This window comes from Streptomyces sp. NBC_01198 (assembly GCF_036010485.1).
In the GTDB taxonomy this organism is placed as follows: Bacteria; Actinomycetota; Actinomycetes; order Streptomycetales; family Streptomycetaceae; genus Actinacidiphila.
Genome location: NZ_CP108568.1, coordinates 2,838,854 through 2,856,472, shown reverse-complemented (window position 1 = coordinate 2,856,472; position 17,619 = coordinate 2,838,854). Strand labels below are relative to the sequence as shown.

The following is a 17,619-nucleotide window of genomic DNA, read 5'->3' as shown; positions in this document are numbered from 1 at the left end:
CCCCCGACACCCCCGGGGGCAACGCTGCCGGCCGCCCGCACTACAGTCGTACAAGCTACGACGCCCGTACGAAATGCCCCGGGGGAAACACCATGAACAGGCGCATCGTGACCATCGCCGTGGGCCTCGCCGCCACCGGCCTGCTCACCGCCGGCTGCGGTGGCGGGGACGGCGGCAAGGACAAGCCGGACGCGTCCTCGTCCTCGGCGCCGGGCAAGGACGGCAAGGGCAGCGGGGCCGCGGCACCGATCATCACGCCCGCGCAGGCCGCCGCCGTCCTGGACACCTACGAGAAGACCAACAACGCCGCCAACAAGACCCGGGACCTCGCCGAGCTCGGCACCATCGAGGCCGGCGCACTGCTCCAGGTGGACTCGGCGGTCTACAAGCAGTACCCGAAGCTGTCGGCCAAGCAGCGCCAGAACTACTTCCCGGCGTTCACCTACACCCAGCGGCACTTCTACATCCCCACCACCGGTTCGTGGTTCATGGCCAGCGGCTACACCGGCGAGACCTTCAACCTGATGGTCTTCCAGCAGCAGACCGGCGGCCACTGGAAGATGGTCGTGGCGAACAGCTACCAGGGCGCGCTCCCCGCCCTGGCCAAGGGCCCGGACGGCGCCCCGGTGATCGTCGCGCCGGACGCGACCGTCGGCGGCACCAAGCTCTCCGCCCTCGGCGCGGCCGTCAACGACCTGCGCGTCACGGGCGGCGCCAAGGCCGGCGCCGCCCTCGCCGACTCCGCCGTCAGACGCGACGCGGTGAAGAAGTACACGACCAGGAACGACGACTGGGGCCGGTACAAGAACTGCCTGCGGACCGACTACGAGGCCGCCGGCACCAAGTGGGACAGCGCGTACCTCAAGTACCCCGACACCTACGCCCTGAAGACCGCGGACGGCGGCGCGCTGGTGGCCTCGACCTCGTACTTCGTGGAGCTCGACTTCTCCACCCGCCCGGAGACCTGCTCGGTGGTCCCTGACGGCATCACCCAGACCTACCTGCACGGCGACCAGCACGGCATCCGCAGCCGCTACGCGAGCCAGAACGTGGTCTCGGTCCCCGCCGCCGGCAAGCCCGTCCAGCTCGGTGGCACCGCGTACCTCATCGGGGCGAGTTCCTGACCGCCTCCACACGCCCCCCGGCCGCTCCCGTGTGCGCCGGACCTCACCCGTACGATGGACCGCATGACGACCGAAACCAGCCGCCGTGTCCTGCTCGCCGCCCCCCGCGGGTACTGCGCAGGCGTGGACCGTGCCGTGATCACCGTCGAGAAGGCGCTGGAGCAGTACGGCGCCCCGGTCTACGTCCGCAAGCAGATCGTGCACAACAAATACGTCGTGCAGACCCTGGAGAAGAAGGGCGCCGTCTTCGTCGACGAGACGGCCGAGGTGCCGGAGAACGCGATCGTGATCTTCTCCGCGCACGGCGTCGCCCCGGTCGTCCACGAGGAGGCCGACCGGCGGAAACTGGCCTCGATCGACGCGACCTGCCCGCTGGTGACCAAGGTCCACAAGGAAGCCGTCCGGTTCGCCAACGACGACTACGACATCCTGCTGATCGGCCACGAGGGTCACGAGGAGGTCATCGGCACGATGGGTGAGGCGCCCGAGCGCACCCATCTGGTCGACGGCCCCAAGGACGTCGCCGACCTGACCGTGCGCGACGAGTCCAAGGTCGTCTGGCTGTCGCAGACGACGCTGTCGGTGGACGAGACCATGGAGACGGTCGACGCGCTCAAGGAGCGCTTCCCCAACCTGCTCTCGCCGCCCAGCGACGACATCTGCTACGCCACCCAGAACCGCCAGGTCGCGGTCAAGCAGATCGCCGCCGAGGCCGACCTGGTGCTCGTGGTCGGCTCCCGCAACTCCTCGAACGCCATCCGGCTGGTCGAGGTCGCCCTGCAGTCCGGCGCCGGCGCCTCGTATCTGGTGGACTTCGCCGACGAGTGCGAGGACGGCTGGCTCGAAGGCGTCGCCACGGTCGGGGTCACCTCCGGCGCGTCGGTGCCGGAGATCCTGGTCGACCAGGTGCTGGAGTGGCTGGCGGTACGGGGTTTCGCGGACGTCCAGATTGTCACCTCGGCGCAGGAGTCCATCCAGTTCTCGCTGCCCAAGGAACTGCGCCGCGATCTGCGTGCGGAGGTCGCAGCCGGGGAATCGGGCAAGATGTGAGTTCTTTCGCGCGCCTCCCACCGGGGGAGCTACGAGAGGTGCGGCCGACGGCCCGCCTCTAGCCTGGAGGTCATGAACGTGTTCGGTGTGGACATCGGCGGTACGGGCATCAAGGGCGCCCCTGTCGACCTCGACAAGGGCGAGCTTTCCGACGAGCGGTACAAAGTGCTGACCCCGCACCCGGCGACCCCGGACGCGGTGCTCGACGGCGTCCACGACGTCGTCACGCACTTCGGCTGGAAGGGACCGCTCGGGGTGACCTTCCCCGGGGTCGTGATGGACGGCGTCACCAGGACCGCCGCCAACGTCGACCCCGGCTGGGTCGGCTTCGACGCCCGCAAGGCGCTCGGCGACCGGCTCGGGCTGCCTGTGGTGCTGCTGAACGACGCGGACGCGGCGGGCGTCGCCGAGATGACCTTCGGCGCCGGGCGCGGCCGCGGCGGCACGGTCATCGTGCTGACGCTCGGTACGGGCATCGGCAGCGCCGTCTTCGTGGACGGCCGGCTGCTGCCGAACACCGAGCTTGGCCACCTTGAGCTGCACGGCCACGACGCGGAGAAGCGCGCCTCGGTCAAGGCCCGCGAGGACGAGGACCTGAGCTGGGAGCACTGGGCGCACCGGCTGCGCAAGTATCTGGCGCACGTCGAGATGCTGTTCTCGCCCGACCTGTTCGTGCTGGGCGGCGGCGTCAGCCGCAAGTCGGAGAAGTTCCTGCCGTACCTGCACGGCCACGGTCTCAGCGCGGAGATCGTTCCCGCCGAGTTGCAGAACAACGCCGGGATCGTCGGCGCCGCGATGGCAGCCGCAAAGCTCTGACCCCGACGATCAGCGCGGCCAGCACGGTCCCGGTGTAGAGCCAGCCGGTCATCAGCGCCAGCCCCGTGAAGAGGCCGAGCAGATGCCCGGCAAGCCCGCCGCCCCCGCTGTCGGCGGTCAGCCCGATCCCCACCGCGAAGGCGATCGGCGCCGACACCGGGGCCGCCACCAGGTCGTACGGGCGCACGTAGACCGCCGCGGTCGCGCACACCGCGACGAAGACGACGCCGAAGAAGGCGCCGGGGCCGTCGAAGAACATCGCGTCGGTGGTGCCGGCCAGCACCGTCACCACGGTCACCAGCACCCCGGTGCCGAGCCCGGTCAGCCGGGGCCGGGGCCGCCGGACGGCGCGCAGCCGGCGGACCACCGCGGTCAGCGGGTGCGCGGGTTTGCCTGGTGCCTCCGGCGGCGGCGCCCCCGGCTGCGTCCGCGGCGGCACGTAGACCCCCGTGGCGGCCTCTCCGCCGGATGCAGGAGTGGGGGCCGCACCAGGGCCGCCCGGTCGCGCGCTGTGTTGATCCACCTACCCAACGTAGGCGCCGCGACCCGGGAATCAGCGCAGCTGACCCGGACATTCGCCCGGCTGGGCGCTGCTGTTCGAAGCCGGGCGGGGCGGCGCCCCCCGGCCCCGTAGACTGGCGGCCGGCATCCGGGCTGCGGACGCCGGCCTCGTTACGGGAAGCTACGGGAAGTCGCCACGTGTCGCTCACCATCGGAATCGTCGGTCTGCCGAATGTCGGCAAGTCGACGCTCTTCAACGCCCTGACCAAGAACGACGTGCTCGCGGCCAACTACCCGTTCGCCACGATCGAGCCCAACGTCGGCGTGGTCGGCGTCCCCGACGCCCGCCTCGGCACCCTCGCCGGCATCTTCGGCTCGGCCCGGATCCTGCCCGCGACCGTCGACTTCGTCGACATCGCCGGCATCGTCCGCGGCGCCTCCGAGGGCGAGGGCCTGGGCAACAAGTTCCTCGCCAACATCCGCGAGTCCGACGCGATCTGCCAGGTCATCCGGGCCTTCAAGGACGAGAACGTCGTCCACGTGGACGGCAAGGTCTCGCCCAAGGACGACATCGAGACCATCAACACCGAGCTGATCCTGGCCGACCTGCAGTCCGTCGAGAAGGCCATCCCGCGGCTGACGAAGGAGGCCCGGCTGCAGAAGGAGAAGGCCGCGGTCCTCGCCGCGACCGAGGCCGCGCAGACCATCCTGGCCGCCGGCGACACCCTCTTCTCGCACGGCATCACCAAGGACACCGAGCAGGGCGCCCTGCTGCACGAGCTGCACCTGCTCACCACCAAGCCCTTCCTCTACGTCTTCAACGTCGACGAGGACGAGCTGACCGACGAGGCCTTCAAGGACGAGCAGCGCGCCCTGGTCGCCCCCGCCGAGGCGATCTTCCTCAACGCCAAGCTCGAATCCGACCTGGCCGAACTGGACGACGCCGAGGCCCTGGAACTGCTCCAGTCGGTCGGCCAGCAGGAACCGGGCCTGGCCACCCTCGCCCGCGTCGGCTTCGAGACCCTCGGCCTCCAGACCTACCTCACCGCCGGCCCCAAGGAATCCCGCGCCTGGACCATCAAGCGCGGCGCCACCGCCCCCGAGGCGGCCGGCGTCATCCACACCGACTTCCAGAAGGGCTTCATCAAGGCCGAGGTCATCTCCTTCACCGACCTGGTCACCACCGGCTCCGTCGCCGAAGCCCGCGCCAAGGGCAAGGCCCGCATGGAGGGCAAGGACTACGTGATGCAGGACGGCGACGTGGTGGAGTTCCGCTTCAACGTGTGATCGAGTACCTACGGGCGCCCTGAACCGCAGGGAAGCGATTTGTGCTGCCTTGCAGTCCGCAGCGGTCCGCAAGATTTCAGATTCGCCTTCTCCGCGGGTGCTGTCCGACCGTTCCCTCTGCTCGACCGACCCCGAGAGTGGTACGTTATTCGGTACCACTCGGCGAAGGGTTTCCTGCCATGTCCATCACCGCGAGCGAGGCCCGCAAGGATCTGTTCCCGCTCATCAAGAAGGTCAACGACGATCACGAGGCCATCGAGATCGTCTCCAAGCACGGGAATGCCGTGCTCGTCTCCGCTGAGGACTACGCTGCCCTGCGTGAGGGCTCTTACCTTCTGCGTTCGCCTGCGAATGCCCGCCGCCTCCTCAAGGCCTACGAGAACGCTCTCGGTCGCATCAATCTCTCCGAGCGTGAGTTGATCGACCCTGACGCGGCGGATACGGGGCAGGGTGCCGCGTGAGGCTCATGTTCGAGGGCCAGGGCTGGGAGGACTACACGTCCTGGCTCAAGAACGACCGCAAGATGCTCGCCCGGATCAACAAGCTCATCGAGGACGTCAAGCGTGATCCCTTCACGGGAATCGGCAAGCCCGAGCCGCTGAAGTATCACCTGGCCGGCGCCTGGTCGCGGCGGATAGATGACGAGCACCGCCTCGTCTACCTCGTCACGGACGAAGAGGTCATCGTCCTCGCCGCCCGCTACCACTACTGATCGTCCCCCGCCGAACGTCCGCCCCACCCTCGATCGGCCGGTCCGCAGACAGTCCGCAGGACGCCCGTGAACCCCCGTCGGCAGCCAATGCACGCCAGCACAGAACTACCTGGTCAGAGCCATGATCGATGCTCCGCCGCAGGTCAGGTCCAGCCCGGATGCGTTCCGCTTCAACGTGTAGGTGAGCGGATGGGGGCCGCCGGAGGTGCGGCCACGGCAGGCTCCAAGGTCCCACATGTTCTTCGGCATGCGGATCGCGGCGGGGTCACCTCGGTTTCACACCTTGGTGATCCCAACGGTTGGGCCGCAAAGAAGCGTCAGATCCTCGGGGTCGGACGTGAGGACGGTGACCGGGCGATATGCGCTCCGGGCGGGCGGGTCGGCGAGGTAGGGAGCCCGTACCTGCCCCGCCGTGCCACCGTTGCGGTGACCCTGGATGACGGTGTTGCGGAAGGCTCCGCGGCGGGGATGCACGGGGGAGAAGCGAGGTAGATCGAATCTACGTAAGATGGCATCTACGTTAAGCCTCTGGAGGATGCCGTGGAGTTCCAAGGTCGGGTCGGGGATCTTGAGCTGCTGGCCGAGCAGTACCGGACAGTGGCAGACGGGGGTGGGGGCGCCCGAGGGCGAGCTGTGATCATGACGGGGCGACGCCGAGTGGGGAAGTCGCGACTCGTTCAGGAGTTCTGCGACCGGTCGGGAGCGCCGTACGTGGTGTTCCAGGCCACCCGTGGGCGTAACCCCGTGACCGAGCGCGCCGACTTCGCCGCGACCCTCGCGCAGTCGCCGCTGCCGGGCGCGGCACTGGTCGCCGGTCTCCAGTCGCAGGACTGGAATCAGGCGCTGCGCTCGCTGGCGATCGCCGTGTCCGACGACTCACCCAGTATCGCGGTGATCGACGAGGTTCCCTGGCTGGTCGAACAGGATCAGGAGTTCGAGGGCGCGCTCCAAACCGTCTGGGACCGCCACCTGTCTGCCAAACCCGTGCTTCTGCTGTTGGTCGGCAGCGATACGTCGGTGATGGAGGCACTGCAGTCCTACGGACGCCCGTTCTTCGGACGAGCAGCGAAAATGACCGTTCGTCCGCTGAACCTGGCTGACGTCCAGGACATGACGGGGCTCGACGCCGCAGGGGCCGTCGACGCCCAGCTGGTCACCGGCGGATTTCCCGAGATCGTGCAGTCATGGCGTCCGGGAATGGGGCGTACGGACTTCTTGCAGGCGGCGGTCGCCAATCCGCTTTCGCCCCTGCTGGTGGCCGGCGAGCTGTCCCTGCTGGGTGAATTCCCCGAGGCTTCGCACTCACGGTCCGTGCTGGAAGCCGTGGGCAGCGGCGAGCGTACGTTCGGCGCGATCGCGGCTCAGGCAGGCGGCGCCGGTGCACTGCCGTCCGGCACGCTTTCCCCGCTGCTGGCCACGCTGCAGACCAAGCGGGTCATTGCCGCTGATCTCCCGCTGTCTGTCAAGCCGGACAGCAGGAACAAGCGCTATCGGATCGACGACCCGTATCTACGGTTCTGGCTGGCCTTCCTGGCGCGCGTGATCCCGCTCGTCGAGCGCGGCCGGGGTGACGTGGCGCTGGAACGCATCGAGCGGTCGTGGGCCACCTGGCGTGGGCGGGCGGTCGAGCCGCTGATCCGTGAGTCATTGCTGCGTTTGATGCCCGACGCCGACTGGCCCGGGACCGAGGCCGTCGGCGGCTGGTGGAACCGCCAGAACAACCCGGAGATCGACCTCGTCGGTGCGGACCGCGAGCCGGTGGCTCGGCAGGTGCACTTCGTGGGGTCGGTCAAGTGGCTGGAGACCCAGCCCTTCGACCGCCATGACTACGACGCCCTCGTACGCGACATGCTCGCCGTCCCCGGTACCACCGTGGACACCCCGATGGTCGCGGTCTCCCGTTGCGGCGTGGCCGACGGACTGCCGCTCGCCGCGCACTGGGGGCCGGAGGAGCTCGTACGGGCGTGGCAGCCGCGGTAGCCGGGTGGGCGGTGGCCACCACGCGGATCGAGGCATCGGCTTCGTTGCCGCCGGGGTTTTCCCGGCACGCCGAGTCCAGGGCCATGTCACTGCCCGCTGGAACGGGCCGCCCCCCGAGTCGCCTCGGCGGACCTGAGGGTCCCGTCCGGGTGAGCTCGGTGGGCCGTCAGTGTTTGATGCCCACGCCCGCCAGCAGGCTGATCTGGGCGTCCGTGATCTCCTCCCCGTGCGTGGCGGGTTCGGCGGAGCGCCAGCGGTGGCAGCAGCAGAGGCCGGGGTCGATCAGGTCGAGCCCGTCGAAGAAGCGGCGGACGTCGCTGTGCGAACGGAACTGCACCGGAGACCCGGACTTCGTGTAGACCTCGGCGACCTTGTTCCAGGTGACGGGGTCGAAATCCGGCGTGCAGTGGTTCATGGCGAGGGCGCTGCCCGCCGGGAGCGGGTCGAGCAGCCGGTGGACGATGGCGTACGGGTCGTGGGGGTCGGTGATGAAGTGCATGAGCGCGTTGAGTGAGAGGGCGATGGGCTGGTCGAAGTCCAGGACCCCCGAGTCCTCCACGGAGCGCATCAGCGCGTCGGGGTCGGTGATGTCCGCCTCGACGTAGGCGGTGCGTCCCTGTGTGGTGCTGCGCATGAGGCGTTCGGCGTACTTCAGGACGAGCGGGTCGTTGTCCGCGTACACGACGCGGGCGTCGGTCGCCACGGACTGGGCCACCTGGTGCAGGTTGGGCTCGGTCGGTATGCCCGTGCCGATGTCGAGCCACTGGCGGATGCCGTGTTCCTGGGCCAGGACCCGGGTGGCGCGGTGCATGAACGCCCGGTTCTCGCGCGCGGTCAGGTAGATGCCGGGGTGGGCCCGGGCAGCGACCAGGGCCGCCTCCTTGTCGATCTCGAAGTGGTCCTTGCCGCCGAGGAAGTAGTCGTACATCCGGGCCGAGTGCGCCTTGCTCGTGTCGAGATCGCGGCCGGCCTGCCTGGTGGTCATGTTCTCCCCTTCATGAGCGTGTCTGTCGGCCCGCAGGCCAGGGGCGGGATCGGTGTCGTCGTCTCTCCTGCTCGCCGCCGGGTCATCCGGCGGCCAAGTGATCGGCCAGACCCTCTTTGACCCCGCGGACGAACGCGGCGATCTCCTCCGGCGTGTAGATCAGCGCCGGGCCGGCCGGGTCCGTGGACTGCCGTACGGCCACGCGGCCGTCGGCGAGTTGTTTCGTCTCGACGCACTGACCGCCGTTCGGGCCGCTCCAGGGCCGCTCCCAGCCCTGTTCCCCGAGGTTGCGCGCCGGCATCCCGTTGTAGACGCCCTCGTCGGTCACCGTCATGAGTACTCCTTGCGCATGCGGTTCAAAAGCGCCTTGCTGTCCTCCGATGACGTCAGCAGCGCCATGCGGGAATGTGCCTCGAGATGGGAGACGACGTCCGCGCGCTGGTCCAGGTAGACCGAGGCGGACAGGAGTTCGCTGTAGACCACGTCGGGCAGTTCGGGTTCCTCGAACCGGAAATATGTGAACGGGGCACACGCTCCGACGTGCGCGCCCGCGGCGAAGGGCACGATGTCAACGCTGACGTGCGCGAGCTCGGAGACCTCCAGGAGTCGCTCCAGCTGCTCCCGCATCACATGAGGGCCGCCCACCACCCGGTGGAGGACGGCTTCGTCCATGACCACCCACAACGTCGGGGCGTTCTCCCGCTCCAGCAGGCTCTGGCGGCGCAGCCGCAGCTCCACGCGGCGTGCCAGCTCCTCCTCGCTGCCGTTCGGTAACCCGCCGCGCAGCACGGCGCGCGCGTAGTCGGGGGTCTGCAGGAGGCCGGTGACGTAATGGGGTTCGTACGTGCGCAGTGTCTTGGCGCCGGTCTCCAGGCTGACGTAGGCGGTGAACCAGCTGGGGATCGCATCGCGATAAGGGTGCCACCAGCCGGGCTTGTTGGCCTGCTCGGCCAGGTCGACGAACTCGTCGATCTCCTGCCGGCCGGCGCCGTAGGTCTCCAGGAGCTTCTCCGCGTAGAGAGGCTTCAGCGCGACCTCGGCCTTTTCCAGCCGGCGGATCGTCAGGGTCGTCACGCGCAGAGCCTTCGCCGCGTCCTCCAGCGAGGCACCGGCGCCCTGCCGCATCTCCTGCAGCCGACGGCCGAGGATCATGCGCAGGACTGTCGGCGCGCTGGTGCTGGAACGGGCTTCGCTCACGCCCAACCTCCTGAGGGACCGTCAACAGCGCCATTCTGGCAGCGATTTGATGCTCCCGCCAGAGTGATACGAGAGCTACTGAAATTATCAGGGAGCCGGTTGCGGCGTGAGCTCTATCACGCGCATAGTGGACGTGTGAGCGGTCAAGTCACAGCAATGACGCAGGCTCCGGTCCGGAGCGCGCGCGTGGTGTCGATGCCCTGGTCGGCCCCCGCTGCCGGGCAATTGCTTCGGGTACGCCTCTCACCGATCGAGTTGCAGTCCCGTATCCCCGCACCGCGCCCCGCCCCCGGAGGCGCTGGAAGGCGACATCCGTGACTCTGTCCACGCCCTCAGCCCCGGTCTCGACGCCCGGCTTAGCCGGGACCCCGCCGCGCCGGGAGTTCTGGTTCGGCCAGCCCGCACTGCATACCAGCGTGAGACCCGCCCGCGACACCGTGCGCGACCGGCTCCGTGCCTGGAAACTCCCCGGCGAGACATGCTGGGACGCGGTGCTGCTGGTCTCCGAGCTGACCACGAACGCCGTACTCCACACCGGCGGTGGTCATGTCCTGTGCGGCCTCATGCTGACCGGCGACGAGCCGCGCCTGCGGATAGAAGTCCACGACGAGGGCGGCACTCCGCTCCGCCGGCCCGAACGTCATGCCGGCCCCGGCGAGGAAAGCGGTCGAGGGCTGTTCCTCGTCCAGCGACTCGCGGACAGGTGGGGCTCCGCACGCTCGACGCGGACCGAAGGCAACCTCGTCTGGGCAGAGTTGGCGGCCCACCCATGACTCCCCGTGACGAAGCCGCTTCTTCCGTCGTGCTCTACGTGTGCGCCGACCGAGCGAAGTGCGCGTCCAGGGACGCCACGCAGCGTGCGCAGACAGAGGGCCAGGCCTTCGCCGAGGAGCGCGGACTGACGATCACCGAGGTCGTCACCGATACCTACGGCGAGTCCGACCCGGCCCGGCGCAGCGGTTGGCGGCGGGTGAGACAGCTGGCGGAGGCGGGCCGCGTCACCGCGGTACTCGTGCGCTGGCCCAGCGCCATCGCTCCGGAGTGTGCGCGCCAACTCCGGCACCGCGAGGCCGCCTGGCTCCGCGACCAGGGGGTGCGCGTCCAGTACACCTGGGCGCCCTTGTCATCGAGGAAGGGCGAGGCCGGCTGATCCCGGCGATCCGCCCAGCTGAACGGGTGCGCAGCAGAACGGCCGCCCGGTCCCGCAGCACACCCGGCCGGGGTTTTCCGCCGCGCCAGCCGGTGAGAGCCCGCGCCGGCCGGGGTCAGCCGCGTTTGATGCGGCCGCGGACGGCAAGGGCGGCCAGGCCGAGGAGGACCGGCTCGGAGAAGCGGCCGGCCATCTCGGTGTAGGTGCCCCAGGTGGTGAGGTCGGCGTCGCCGGAGCGGAAGACCGCGGAGTTGAGGACGATCCGCAGGGCGCGGTCGGCGCGGGGGCCGGTGAAGCGGCGGTCGGCGGGGAGGGTCAGCCGGGGGTCCTGGGTGGCGATCGTGAGGGAGAGCGGGCGGCCGGCGGCCGGCACGGTTCCCGTCGCGACCTGCTGCGGGTCGGAGTCCGGCAGGCCGAGGCCGAGCAGCAGCAGGACGGAGACCATCATGGTCAGGGCCAGCCAGCCCAGGGCGCGGGAGGCGCGCAGCCCGTAGCCGGACAGCAGCCAGTAGGCGTGCAGCAGCCAGCGTTCCGCCAGGGTGGTGCGGAATTGGGCCCGGCGGCGCATCTCCATCTCGCCGTAGTAGAAGTCCGCGGCGCCGGGCTCGTACTTGCGGTCCTCCAGCGCCTTGCGTAACTGCCGGTAGAGGTCGCCGATATGGTCCGGTTCGACGAGGACCCCGGGTACGTCGTAGTCGTCACCGGACCAGGCGAGCCCCCGCGGGTACGCGCCCTGCCGCCGCCACTGGTGCTCGTCGGCGATCGCGTTGCGCCGGGACCAGCGGAAGGGCAGCGGCCCGATGCGGGTCCAGCGGGTGGCGGGCGACTGGAAGGTGCACTCGCCGGCCATGTGGATCTGGTCCAGGTTGCGGGCGCCGAAGAAGCGGCACTGCTCCAGGCCGATGTCGGTGAGCATCAGCTGGGCCGCGTCTACACCGCGCAGCGAGACCACCCGCGGGCGCAGACTGCCGGGCAGGAAGGAGTCGTCCAGCCATGATCCGTCCGGCTCGGAGAACCAGCCGAGGTGCCAGTTCAGCGAGGTCTGGCCGTGCAGGTCCGTGTCGGTCAGATCGACGGCGGCGTAGCGCAGTTGGAGCGTGTTCGGGCCGTTGAAGGTGGCCGCCGTGCAGTCCAGCGCGGTGGCGGCCACCTGGAGACGCAGCGCCTGCGCCACCGACGTGCCGCTCAGGTCGACCGTGCCGTCGCTGACCAGGGTGCCTTCGAGCTCGCCGGCGAACCGCGCCCGGTGGAAGGCGATGCCCTGCTCGGCCCGGACGCCCCGGAACGACGCGTACTGCTCGAAGACCGCACGGTGGAAGGTCGCGTGTCCGCCGAAGCTCACCTCGTCGAACAGCGCCTCCCCCTCGAACCGTGCGCCGTCGAAGGCCGCCCGCCCGCGGAACCGGGCCGTGCCGAAGTCGGCCGAGCCCCGGAAGACCGCCCGCCGGAACGACGCGTCACCCAGGAAGACGATGTCCGACGCCGACACCATCCCCACGGCGGACGGCCACGGGACGCCGGAGAAGGTGACGTCGCCGAGGAACTGCGCGTGGTCGAAGCGCGCGCTCTGCAGGAAGCGGGTCCTGCCGCAGAGTTCCTCGAACAGCTCCGCGGTGAAGGCGACGCCGCGGAAGTCCGCCAGGATGCCGGCCGTGGTGCCGATCAGCACCCGCGCCCGCTGGCCCGACCGCAGGTGGGCCAGGCATGAGTCGTAGGGCGGCGCCGTGACACCGATGCAGCCTGGCTGGTCGCACACGTTCCAGGCGATTCCACCGGTGGAGACAGTCGTCATGGACCGATCCTGGCCGCTGGAGCGGCACTTGGTGCCCGGTTCCGCCACTTCATCGCCGGGCGCGGCCGGAAGGGCGGGTCCCGGGGCGGCGGGTGTGGCGTTCGATGACGACCAGCCAGGCGGCCAGCAGGACGGCCGCGGCGATCCACAGGAGGTGGATCTCGATGCCCAGGGCGAAGGCGACGAGGCCGAGCAGGAGAAGGAGTATCCAGAGGAGCATGACCGGCCCTCCGCTCATGCGCAGGGCGATGTGCCCTGCGTTCCGCGGGGTCCGGGCGAAACGGACGCGGCGCGTCGCCCGGATGCTCCGGACGTCGTAGCCGCACGCCGTACGTGCCAGTGAACGACGGCGTTCCCGCCGTGTCAACGGCGCCTGGACCGGTACGGGTTCGGCCGCGCGGCCGCGGTCAGTCGCGGGGCGCGGGGCGGTTCGGGCGGGGGATGGCGGAGGTGTCGAAGGTGCCGGCGGCGATCTTCCTGGAGAACTGGGCGAGTTGCAGGTTGTGGGCGCGGGCGTAGCCGCGGAAGGCGTCGAAGGCCGTGTCCAGGGAGACCTGCCAGCGTTCGGCGAGGATGCCCTTGGCCTGCTCCACGACGATGCGGCTGGTCAGCGCGTACTGGAGCTGGGCGCGCTCGGTCTGGCCGTGGTCCAGGGTGCGTTGCTGGAGGATCGCGATGGTGGCGACGTCCGCGAGGGCCTGGGCGAGGGTGACGTCCTCGCCGCTGAGCGGGTCGGGGTCGGTCTGGAACAGGCCGAGCGCTCCGATGACCCGCCCGCGCAGCCGCATCGGCAGCGCGTTGCTGGCCACGAAGCCGGTCTCGGTGGCGCGGGTGGCGAACTCCGGCCAGCGGGCGGTCACGTCGGGGTCGGCGAGGTCGATGTTCGTACGGGCCTCGCCGCTGTGGTAGCAGTCCACACAGGGGCCCTGGTCGTGTTGCAGGGCGAAGAGTTCCAGCACCCGGGTGTGCTCGTCGGAGGCCGCCATGGTCTGCAGGGTGCCGTGCGCGTCGGCCAGCAGGATGCCCACCGCGGCGACGTCGAGCAGCTCCACGCAGCGCACCGAGAGCTGCTGGAGGAAGTCGATGAGGTCGAAGTCGTCGGTCAGGGAGTCGGCGACCTCTACGAAGACCTCGGTCATTCGCTGTTCGCGGGTCATGTCGATCAATCCTTGTCTACGGCGGTCGAGGGTGTGCCGTTGGTGCCCGGATCCAGGCGCAGGCGCCGGTCCACCACGTCCTGGGCGACGTCGGTGAGCGCACGCCCGCTGCTGTAGGCGTGCGCGCGCAGCCGTATCAGGGCCTGCGGCAGCGGCAGCGCGAGTTGGACGCTGAGCATGCCGGTCGCCTGGTGGACCACCGCGTGCCGCAGGGCGAGGGAGGAGTCCACCGGGAGGGGGATTCCCGGTGGACCGCCGCTGCTCCCGCCGCCCAGGCAGCGGGCGGTGAGGGCGGCGGCCAGGATCGTGGCGTCGTCGATCTGCTGGGCGGTCATCGGGCCGGGCGTCCGGCGTACGGCGGTCAGCACGCCGACACTGATGGCGCCGATGCCCATCGGGAAGCAGAAGAGCGCGCGGGCGTCGAGGTCCGGGGCCTCCATGGCCAGGGCGGGCCAGCGCGCGAAGGGCAGCCGGGCCAGGTCCGGTGCCCAGGCCATCACCCCGGTACGTGCCGCGTCCGGCCCCGGTCCCTCCCCGAGGGTGAACTGCAGGTCCTCGATGTGCCGGGTGGTGGGGTCCGAGCACCACATGGGCTCGGTGCGGTCGTCGCCGGTGACCAGGGAGACGGCCAGGCCGTCCATACCCAGCGCCTTGGCGCCGATCGCGGAGACGACGTCGGCGATGGCGTCCGCGCCGGCGCCCATGGTCAGTAAACGCAGCACCTGCGCCATACCGTCGCTGATCACCGGGGCCCGCTCTCGGGACCGGGCGGCGCGGCGGGTGGCCCGGTCATGAGGCCAGCAGTCCAGGACCGGCGGCGGCCACGGGGCCGGGCGCCGGCAGCAGCTCGGGTGCGGGAGGCAGGAAACGCAGCAGGAAGGCCGTGTCGCTCATGACCAGCAGCCGGGCGATGGCGGGACGCGGATGGCGCAGGCGCAGGAATCCCCCCAGCGAGGCGGTGCGCTCGGCGACGGCCAGAAAAGCGTTCAGGCCGCCGATGTCGCAGAAGTCGAGGTCGGTCAGGTCGATGTCGATGGTGCGGATTCCCTCGCGCAGGCAGTCCTCGACCGTCATGCGCAGCGCGGGCGCCGCGGCCATGTCGATCTCACCCGCCAGGGTGATCGTCGCATGATGTCCCCGGTCGTGCCGGTAGACGTTCAGGTTGGGCGGAACGGGCATGATGCCTCGGTTCATGTGACCTCAGGTTCGGCACCTGTACGGGTCGGTCCTCGCCGATCCTCCTGGCACGCCGTGTCGGTGGCCGGGCGCCAGGACCAGGTCGGACGAAGCTTCGCCTCGGCGATCCCGTGATACGGGACCGCCGGCGGAAGACCGCCTCGCCACGAAGGTGGCGCCGGCGGATGCGTACGTCCGCTCCCGCAGGCACCTGTACGACTACAGCAGGGTCACGCCGGGGTCCGGGACGTCTCCCGAAGCATAACCCCGGCGTATGCCCCCGAGCGCGGCTTTCACACAGGCACCTTCGGCCGGCGCCGCGAGTGGGCGCCGGCGGCCCCGCAGACCTGGGGCGGGCCAGACGGGCCAGGCGGCTCAGGCGGTCAGCACGCGGCCGAGGAAGCCGTGGATGTAGCCGCTGATGGCGTCCAGGTGGGTCTCCAGGGCGAAGTGCCCGGCGGGGAGCAGGTGGACCTCGGCGTCCGGCAGGTCGCGGGAGAACGCCCGCGCGCCGTCCGGGCCGAAGATCTCGTCCCCCTCGCCCCACACCGCGAGCAGCGGCACCTGGCTCTTGCGGAAGTACTCCTGCAACTCCGGGTAGCCGTCGATGTTCGTCGGGTAGTCGCGGAAGAGGGCCAGCTGGATCTCGTCGTTGCCGGGCCGTTCCAGCAGGAGCTGGTCCAGCGTCCAGGTGTCGGGGCTGACCAGGCTCTTGTCGTGGGCGCCGTTCTCGTACTGCCAACGGGTCGTGCTGGGGCTGAACTTGGCCCGGGCGCCGGGTTCGGTGTCCCGGCTGGGTTCGGTGGCGTACGCGAACAGGTCGTCCCAGAAGGGCTTGGTGAAGCCCTCCATGTAGGCGTTGCCGCTCTGCGAGATGATCGCGGTGACCTCGAAGGCGGGGTCGAGAGCCAGCCGCCAGCCGATCGGCGCCCCGTAGTCGTGCACGTAGACGGAGAAACGGTCGACCCCGAGGTGGTTGAGCAGCCCCGCGGTGACGGCGGTGAGGTTGTCGAAGGTGTACTCGAACGCGTCGACCTTGGGCATCGCCGAGTGGCCGTAGCCGATGTGGTCGGGGGCGATCACGTGGTAGTCGTCCGCCAACGCGGGGACGAGATGGCGGAACATGTGGGAGCTGCTGGGGAATCCGTGCAGCAGCAGCACCACGGGTGCGTCGCTGGGGCCGGCCTCACGGTAGAAGACCTCTTGGCCGTTGATGGTTGCTGTCTTGTGTCGCGTGGGAAGCACATCGACCTCCGGCCCAGTTGGGCTCGGGATTGCGTCAAATCCGCCCGCACGACAACCGGTCGGTGTGACCGGGATGGGGGCGGTCGCCGCTGAAGGCTCGGGAAACGTCGGTCCCTGGGCGGTACGGTGCCTCGCGACAGATGACGCATACCACCACATTGTCCACGCTAGACCCGCTCCGGCAGGCGGGCAAGGCGTCGCGGCGCGCGGGACGCGGGGCCGGGGAGGTCAGCGGGAGCGGTCGGCCGCGGCGCGCTCGGCCTGCTTCTCCTTCACGCGGGCGGCCTCCTTGCGGACCTCGGCCTGGGTGGCGCGCTCCCGCTGGAGCCAGTCGGGGCTCTCCTGCTTCAGCGCGTCGATCTGCTCGCTCGTGAGCGCTTCCGTGACGCCGCCGCGGGCCAGGCCCGCGATGGACACGCCGAGCTTCGCCGCGACGACCGGGCGCGGGTGCGGGCCCTTGCTGCGCAGGTCCTGGAGCCACTGGGGAGGGTCGGTCTGCAGCGCGTTCAGCTCGCTGCGGGAGACGACACCCTCCTGGAACTCCGCGGGGGTGGCCTGGAGGTACACACCCAGCTTCTTCGCCGCGGTCGCGGGCTTCATCGTCTGGGCGGTCTTCTGCGACGTCATACGGTCAAGGGTAACGAGCGCGTGCGGCGCCCCTGACCATCGCGGATAGCCTTGCGGGGTGACAGGCACGCAACCACCTCCCGCATTCCGGCTCGCCTACGTCCCCGGTGTGACGCCCACCAAATGGGTGCGGATCTGGCACGAGCGGCTGCCCGACGTGCCGCTCGGCCTGCTGCCGGTGCCCGCCGCCGAGGCGGCGGACCTGCTGCGGGCCCGGGGCGCGGACGCGGGGTTCCTCCGGCTGCCCGTCGACCGGACCGACCTCAGCGCGATCCCGCTCTACACCGAGACGACGGTCGTGGTGGTCCCGAAGGACCACCTGGTGGCGGCCGTGGAGGAGGTCGCGGCGGCGGATCTGGCCGACGAGACCGTGCTGCACCCGCTGGACGACACCCTCGGCTGGGAGCGGCCGCCCGGCCGCCCGGCACTGGAGCGCCCCGCCACCACGGCGGACGCCGTCGAGCTGGTGGCGGCGGGGGTGGGCCTGCTGGTCGTCCCGCAGTCCCTGGCCCGGCTGCACCACCGCAAGGACCTCACCTACCGACCGCTGGCCGGCGTGCCGCAGTCCCAGGTCGCGCTGTCCTGGCCGGAGGACGCCACCACCGACCGGGTGGAGGACTTCATCGGCATCGTCCGCGGCCGGACGGTCAACAGCACCCGCGGCCGCGCGGGCGGGACCCAGGCAGCGGACAAGGACGCGGCCCAGTCCCAGCCGAAGCCGAAGGGCAGGCCCGCGCCGGGCAAGTCGGCGAAGGGTGCCAGGGGCGGGTCCGCCACCCCGCGCGGCGCCAGGCGCGGCAAGCCCCGCGGCCGCTCGTAG

Annotated in this window: 21 protein-coding genes and 1 pseudogene; 10 read left to right on the top strand and 12 right to left on the bottom strand. The window is 70.4% G+C overall.

The features are described 5' to 3' along the window. Positions 1-92: 92 nt before the first annotated feature. From OG702_RS12675 to ppgK, 3 genes are all read left to right on the top strand, one after another. Entirely contained in the window at positions 93-1,124 is a 1,032-nt protein-coding gene (locus OG702_RS12675) for a hypothetical protein (protein WP_327288980.1), read from the top strand. A gap of 54 nt (positions 1,125-1,178) precedes the next feature. After that, on the top strand, positions 1,179-2,174 hold the full coding sequence (locus OG702_RS12670; protein WP_327288979.1) for a 4-hydroxy-3-methylbut-2-enyl diphosphate reductase: 996 nt from the start codon (positions 1,179-1,181) through the stop codon (positions 2,172-2,174). Between the two features lie 72 nt (positions 2,175-2,246). Beyond that, the gene (ppgK, locus tag OG702_RS12665) at positions 2,247-2,990 is read left to right on the top strand and encodes a polyphosphate--glucose phosphotransferase (RefSeq protein WP_327288978.1); all 744 of its coding nucleotides are present in this window, start codon (positions 2,247-2,249) and stop codon (positions 2,988-2,990) included. Here ppgK and OG702_RS12660 read toward each other — a convergent pair. Then, positions 2,911-3,429 (bottom strand): DUF6542 domain-containing protein, encoded by a 519-nt coding sequence (locus tag OG702_RS12660; RefSeq protein WP_327288977.1) that lies wholly within the window; start codon positions 3,427-3,429, stop codon positions 2,911-2,913. The genes ppgK and OG702_RS12660 overlap by 80 nt on opposite strands. Positions 3,430-3,689: 260 nt before the next feature. Here OG702_RS12660 and ychF point away from each other — a divergent pair, with 260 nt between their 5' ends. The 3 genes from ychF to OG702_RS12645 all read left to right on the top strand — a co-directional run bounded on the left by ychF (position 3,690) and on the right by OG702_RS12645 (position 5,490). After that, positions 3,690-4,778: a redox-regulated ATPase YchF gene (gene ychF / locus OG702_RS12655; protein ID WP_327288976.1), complete on the top strand. Its 1,089-nt coding sequence runs from the start codon at positions 3,690-3,692 to the stop codon at positions 4,776-4,778. Between the two features lie 179 nt (positions 4,779-4,957). Further along, the gene (locus tag OG702_RS12650; protein ID WP_327288975.1) at positions 4,958-5,239 is read left to right on the top strand and encodes a type II toxin-antitoxin system Phd/YefM family antitoxin; all 282 of its coding nucleotides are present in this window, start codon (positions 4,958-4,960) and stop codon (positions 5,237-5,239) included. Beyond that, positions 5,236-5,490, top strand: a complete 255-nt coding sequence (locus tag OG702_RS12645; protein WP_327288974.1) for a Txe/YoeB family addiction module toxin — start codon at positions 5,236-5,238, stop codon at positions 5,488-5,490. Before OG702_RS12650 ends, OG702_RS12645 begins: the two co-directional genes overlap by 4 nt. 276 nt (positions 5,491-5,766) lie before the next feature. On the opposite strand, the pseudogene OG702_RS12640 reads toward OG702_RS12645, so the two are convergent. After that, positions 5,767-5,862, bottom strand: a pseudogene (locus tag OG702_RS12640) (DNA-binding protein); the annotation flags it as partial. A gap of 168 nt (positions 5,863-6,030) precedes the next feature. Here OG702_RS12640 and OG702_RS12635 point away from each other — a divergent pair. Continuing rightward, complete coding sequence (locus tag OG702_RS12635; protein ID WP_327288973.1) at positions 6,031-7,470, top strand: ATP-binding protein; 1,440 nt, start codon at positions 6,031-6,033, stop codon at positions 7,468-7,470. A 166-nt stretch (positions 7,471-7,636) separates the two neighbouring features. Here the strand turns inward: OG702_RS12635 and OG702_RS12630 are convergent, their stop codons facing one another. The 3 genes from OG702_RS12630 to OG702_RS12620 form a co-directional block, all read right to left on the bottom strand. Then, complete coding sequence (locus OG702_RS12630) at positions 7,637-8,455, bottom strand: SAM-dependent methyltransferase (protein WP_327288972.1); 819 nt, start codon at positions 8,453-8,455, stop codon at positions 7,637-7,639. Between the two features lie 82 nt (positions 8,456-8,537). Continuing rightward, positions 8,538-8,789, bottom strand: a complete 252-nt coding sequence (locus tag OG702_RS12625; RefSeq protein WP_327288971.1) for a DUF397 domain-containing protein — start codon at positions 8,787-8,789, stop codon at positions 8,538-8,540. After that, a complete protein-coding gene (locus OG702_RS12620; RefSeq protein WP_327288970.1) occupies positions 8,786-9,652 on the bottom strand; it encodes a helix-turn-helix domain-containing protein in 867 nt (288 codons plus the stop codon). Before OG702_RS12620 ends, OG702_RS12625 begins: the two co-directional genes overlap by 4 nt. Before the next feature lie 314 nt (positions 9,653-9,966). Here OG702_RS12620 and OG702_RS12615 point away from each other — a divergent pair, with 314 nt between their 5' ends. Together OG702_RS12615 and OG702_RS12610 are read left to right on the top strand one after the other, a co-directional pair. Beyond that, positions 9,967-10,425 (top strand): ATP-binding protein, encoded by a 459-nt coding sequence (locus OG702_RS12615; RefSeq protein WP_327288969.1) that lies wholly within the window; start codon positions 9,967-9,969, stop codon positions 10,423-10,425. Beyond that, complete coding sequence (locus OG702_RS12610) at positions 10,422-10,802, top strand: hypothetical protein (RefSeq protein ID WP_327288968.1); 381 nt, start codon at positions 10,422-10,424, stop codon at positions 10,800-10,802. The genes OG702_RS12615 and OG702_RS12610 overlap by 4 nt, the downstream gene beginning before the upstream one ends. Positions 10,803-10,917: 115 nt before the next feature. On the opposite strand, the gene OG702_RS12605 is transcribed toward OG702_RS12610, so the two are convergent. The 7 genes from OG702_RS12605 to OG702_RS12575 form a co-directional block, all read right to left on the bottom strand. Next, entirely contained in the window at positions 10,918-12,594 is a 1,677-nt protein-coding gene (locus tag OG702_RS12605; RefSeq protein ID WP_327288967.1) for a pentapeptide repeat-containing protein, read from the bottom strand. A gap of 49 nt (positions 12,595-12,643) precedes the next feature. Further along, on the bottom strand, positions 12,644-12,814 hold the full coding sequence (locus OG702_RS12600; protein WP_327288966.1) for a hydrophobic protein: 171 nt from the start codon (positions 12,812-12,814) through the stop codon (positions 12,644-12,646). A gap of 187 nt (positions 12,815-13,001) precedes the next feature. Continuing rightward, positions 13,002-13,751: a GAF and ANTAR domain-containing protein gene (locus tag OG702_RS12595; protein WP_327288965.1), complete on the bottom strand. Its 750-nt coding sequence runs from the start codon at positions 13,749-13,751 to the stop codon at positions 13,002-13,004. A 5-nt stretch (positions 13,752-13,756) separates the two neighbouring features. Next, positions 13,757-14,497, bottom strand: coding sequence for a GAF and ANTAR domain-containing protein (locus OG702_RS12590; RefSeq protein WP_327288964.1), 741 nt, complete (start codon positions 14,495-14,497; stop codon positions 13,757-13,759). 43 nt (positions 14,498-14,540) lie between these two features. Further along, a complete protein-coding gene (locus tag OG702_RS12585) occupies positions 14,541-14,945 on the bottom strand; it encodes an STAS domain-containing protein (RefSeq protein ID WP_327288963.1) in 405 nt (134 codons plus the stop codon). A gap of 357 nt (positions 14,946-15,302) precedes the next feature. Then, positions 15,303-16,172, bottom strand: a complete 870-nt coding sequence (locus OG702_RS12580; RefSeq protein WP_327288962.1) for an alpha/beta fold hydrolase — start codon at positions 16,170-16,172, stop codon at positions 15,303-15,305. Positions 16,173-16,400: 228 nt separating this feature from the next. Next, entirely contained in the window at positions 16,401-16,799 is a 399-nt protein-coding gene (locus tag OG702_RS12575) for a DUF5997 family protein (protein ID WP_327288961.1), read from the bottom strand. 58 nt (positions 16,800-16,857) lie between these two features. On the opposite strand from OG702_RS12575, the gene OG702_RS12570 reads away from it, so the two are divergent. After that, positions 16,858-17,619: a LysR family substrate-binding domain-containing protein gene (locus OG702_RS12570; protein ID WP_327288960.1), complete on the top strand. Its 762-nt coding sequence runs from the start codon at positions 16,858-16,860 to the stop codon at positions 17,617-17,619.